The following is a 3,520-nucleotide window of genomic DNA, read 5'->3' on the forward strand; positions in this document are numbered from 1 at the left end:
TTGCATCGCAGTTGACGTAAAGGTAAAGTCTGTCACAAAGTATTAACACACTGAAGAGAACGCTATGGCTACGCAAATGGCAAAGGATCCTCAAAAAACTGCAGTGACCACCGAACTGCAGGTAATTTCCGGCAATGCCCTTGATATTCCGATGTATCAGCTGCTGAAAGAAGACGGCACGGTACACAAGGGAGTGACACTACCGGAGATTAGCAAAGAGCTGGCACTGAAAATGTTCAGCACCATGCAATTTATTCGAATTCTCGACGAGCGCATGATTGCTGCGCAGCGCCAAGGTCGGATTAGTTTTTACTTGTCGTCATTGGGCGAAGAGGCTGCAGCAATTGGTTCGGCAGCTGCGCTCAAGTTTGAAGACATGATCATGGGCCAATACCGTGAACAAGGCGCGTTAGCGTTTCGTGGTTTTACCCTTGAGCAATTCATGAACCAGTTGTTCTCGAACGAACTAGACCTCGGTAAAGGCCGGCAAATGCCAGTGCATTACGGCTGTGCCGCATTGAACTTTATGACCATTTCATCGCCGCTGGGAACGCAAATCCCACAAGCGACCGGCTACGCGTATGGTCAAAAGCAGTCTGGCGACAAAACCTGTACCTTATGTTACTTCGGTGAAGGGGCCGCTTCTGAAGGTGACTTCCATGCCGGTCTGAATATGGCTGCGGTATTCAAAGTGCCAGTGATTTTCTTCTGTCGTAACAACGGCTACGCCATTTCAACACCGGCGAATGAGCAGTTCGCGGGCGACGGCATTGCGCCGCGCGCAGTCGGCTATGGCATGAAAGCCATTCGTGTGGACGGTAATGACATTTTTGCTGTCTACCAAGCGATGCAAGAAGCGCGTCGTTTAGCGGTGGAAGAAAATGAGCCAGTCTTGATTGAAGCCATGTCCTACCGTATGGCCGGCCATTCCACGTCAGACGACCCAAGTGGCTACCGTAGCAAGGAAGAGGAAGAAGCCCGCCGCAAACGCGAGCCAATGATTCGTTTCCGCAACTGGTTAGTGAAAAAGGGCTGGATCAGTGAAGAAGAAGCCGATGCACAAATGCAGCAGCATAAAGAAGAAGTATTGGCTGCCTTGAAGAAAGCGGAAACTGTCCCAGCACCGCACGTTGATGAAATTATTTCTGACGTCTATGACGAGCCGACGCAAGGGCTGAAGGATCAACTCGACGCGTTAAAAGCACACATCCGTCAATATCCGGATGCGTACCCGGCAACCTCAGGAGGCGTGAAATAATGGCAAAAATGAATTTACTTCAAGCCATCAATAGCGCCCTTGATGTGGCGATGGCGAAGAACGAGAAAGTGAGTGTATTTGGTGAAGACGTTGGCCACTTTGGCGGTGTTTTCCGTGCAACCAGTGGCTTACAGCAGAAATATGGCCGTAGCCGCTGCTTTAATACGCCGTTGGTTGAGCAAGGCATTATTGGTTTTGCCAATGGCTTAGCGGCACAAGGTAGCTTCCCGGTCGCAGAAATCCAGTTTGGTGATTACATTTTCCCTGCGTTTGACCAAATCGTGAACGAATCGGCTAAATTCCGCTATCGTTCAGGTAATGAGTTCAACGTCGGTGGCTTGACGATTCGGACGCCATACGGTGGCGGTATTCACGGTGGTCACTATCACTCGCAATCGCCAGAAGCTTACTTTGCGCATACACCGGGTTTGAAAATTGTCGTGCCACGTAATCCTTACCAAGCGAAAGGCCTGTTATTGAGTGCGATTTTTGATCCGAACCCAGTACTGTTCCTTGAACCGAAGCGTCTCTATCGCGCTGCGGTTGGCGAAGTTCCAGAAGAAGAATACACACTCCCAATCGGTAAAGCTGAGGTCGTGCAAGAAGGCACGGATATCACAGTGGTTGGTTGGGGTGCGCAAGTCGAAGTGATTGAGCGCGCTGCCGAATTAGCCAAAAAAGACGGCGTCAGCGTCGAAATTATCGACTTACGCAGCATTTTACCGTGGGATGTCGACACCGTTGCTCAGTCGGTGATGAAAACCGGCCGCATGGTCGTGAGCCAAGAAGCGCCACATACCATGGCATTCGGTAGTGAAGTGGCAGCGACGATTCAGGAAAAATGCTTCCTGTATCTCGAGTCGCCAGTGATGCGTGCGTCTGGGTTAGACACACCATACCCGCTAGCGCATGAAAAAGAGTACTTCTCAGATCATCTGAAGACGTACGAAATGATTAAACGTTCACTGAATTACTAACAGGAGCTTTCATGAGCACGGATTTCATTTTACCAGATATCGGTGAAGGTATCGTTGAGTGTGAAATCGTCGAATGGCAAGTCCAGGAAGGCGATTCAGTGCAAGAAGATCAGGTTGTCGTGGAAGTCATGACCGACAAAGCTGTGGTTGAGATTCCAGCGAAATTCGACGGTATTGTCACCAAGCTTTATTACGCCAAAGGCGATATAGCCAAAGTCGGTGAGCCATTATTTGCGATTGATGCCGAAGGCACTGACGCTGCGCCTGCGCAAGCGGAAAGCAAACCGACACCGGTCGCGCCGGCTGACTCGCAACCAGAGGAAATTCAATCCTCGTCAGCCACTGCGTCAGGCAGTGCCAATGACTTTATCTTGCCAGACATTGGTGAAGGTATTGTTGAGTGCGAAATTGTCGAACCAAGTCGTGGTGGAAGTGATGACTGATAAAGCGGTCGTCGAAATTCCAGCTAAGTCGGATGGTATCGTCAGCAAACTGTATTACGCTAAAGGTGACATTGCCAAAGTTGGTGCGCCTTTATTTGCCTTGAGTGGTGCCGCTGATTCAGCTCCTGCAACAGCGGCTTCTGCGCCGACTGCAAGCAACGCGCCTGCAACGGCAGCAGCCGAGCCAGCTCGCGCAGCCGGCGGCCAGTTTGAGGCACCACAGCCAGCAGCAGACGGCAAAGTCTTAGCCAGCCCAGCAGTGCGTCGCCGCGCTCGTGAAGCTGGAATCGACTTAACTGCAGTGCAGGGTAGTGGTAAAAAAGGGCGGATTCTTAAAGAAGATCTGAGCAGTGCGAAACCAGCAGCCTCAACCTCTGCTTCGCCTGCAGCAGCAAGCCCAGCGGCAAGTTCAGCAGCAATGCCAGCTACGGGCGGCAAGCGAACTGAGCCGATGCGTGGCGTGCGAGCAGCAATGGCACGACAAATGGCCGACTCAGTGCGCACTATTCCGCACTTTACCTATGCAGAAGAGTTCGACTTAACCGAATTGCGTGCCTTGCATGCGAAGTTAAAGGCTCAATATGCCGAGCAAGGTGTGCGCTTAACCTTAATGCCATTCTTCATTAAGGCGATGTCGTTGGCGCTGAGCGAGTTCCCAATTATGAACGCGCAGTTGAATGATGAAGCGACCGAAATCACCTACTTCGATGACCATAACATTGGTATGGCCGTTGCGACCAAAGTGGGCTTGATGGTGCCGAATATCAAAGCGGTGCAGAACAAGTCATTGCTTGAAGTTGCCGAAGAAGTGAATCGTTTAACCGCTGCAGCACGCGAGGGTA

Annotated in this window: 4 protein-coding genes; all 4 read left to right on the forward strand. The window is 51.2% G+C overall.

What is annotated here, in order from left to right:
* Nucleotides 1–64 precede the first annotated feature (64 nt).
* Nucleotides 65–1,258, forward strand: coding sequence for a thiamine pyrophosphate-dependent dehydrogenase E1 component subunit alpha (locus J5F18_RS11325; RefSeq protein WP_346298737.1), 1,194 nt, complete (start codon nucleotides 65–67; stop codon nucleotides 1,256–1,258).
* Nucleotides 1,258–2,235: a transketolase C-terminal domain-containing protein gene (locus J5F18_RS11330; protein WP_346298738.1), complete on the forward strand. Its 978-nt coding sequence runs from the start codon at nucleotides 1,258–1,260 to the stop codon at nucleotides 2,233–2,235. The genes J5F18_RS11325 and J5F18_RS11330 overlap by 1 nt, the downstream gene beginning before the upstream one ends.
* 11 nt (nucleotides 2,236–2,246) lie before the next feature.
* A complete protein-coding gene (locus J5F18_RS11335) occupies nucleotides 2,247–2,678 on the forward strand; it encodes a biotin/lipoyl-containing protein (protein ID WP_346298739.1) in 432 nt (143 codons plus the stop codon).
* The coding region (locus tag J5F18_RS11340; protein WP_346298740.1) for a 2-oxo acid dehydrogenase subunit E2 at nucleotides 2,671–3,520 on the forward strand (850 nt) is incomplete at its 3' end. The genes J5F18_RS11335 and J5F18_RS11340, both read left to right, overlap by 8 nt.

It is taken from the genome of Halomonas sp. BM-2019, from assembly GCF_017584085.1.

Coding starts and splice junctions, on each gene's coding strand:
- J5F18_RS11325 (WP_346298737.1), top strand. CDS start 65: ATGGCTACGCAAATGGCAAAGGATCCTCAAAAAACTGCAGTGACCACC.
- J5F18_RS11330 (WP_346298738.1), top strand. CDS start 1,258: ATGGCAAAAATGAATTTACTTCAAGCCATCAATAGCGCCCTTGATGTG.
- J5F18_RS11335 (WP_346298739.1), top strand. CDS start 2,247: ATGAGCACGGATTTCATTTTACCAGATATCGGTGAAGGTATCGTTGAG.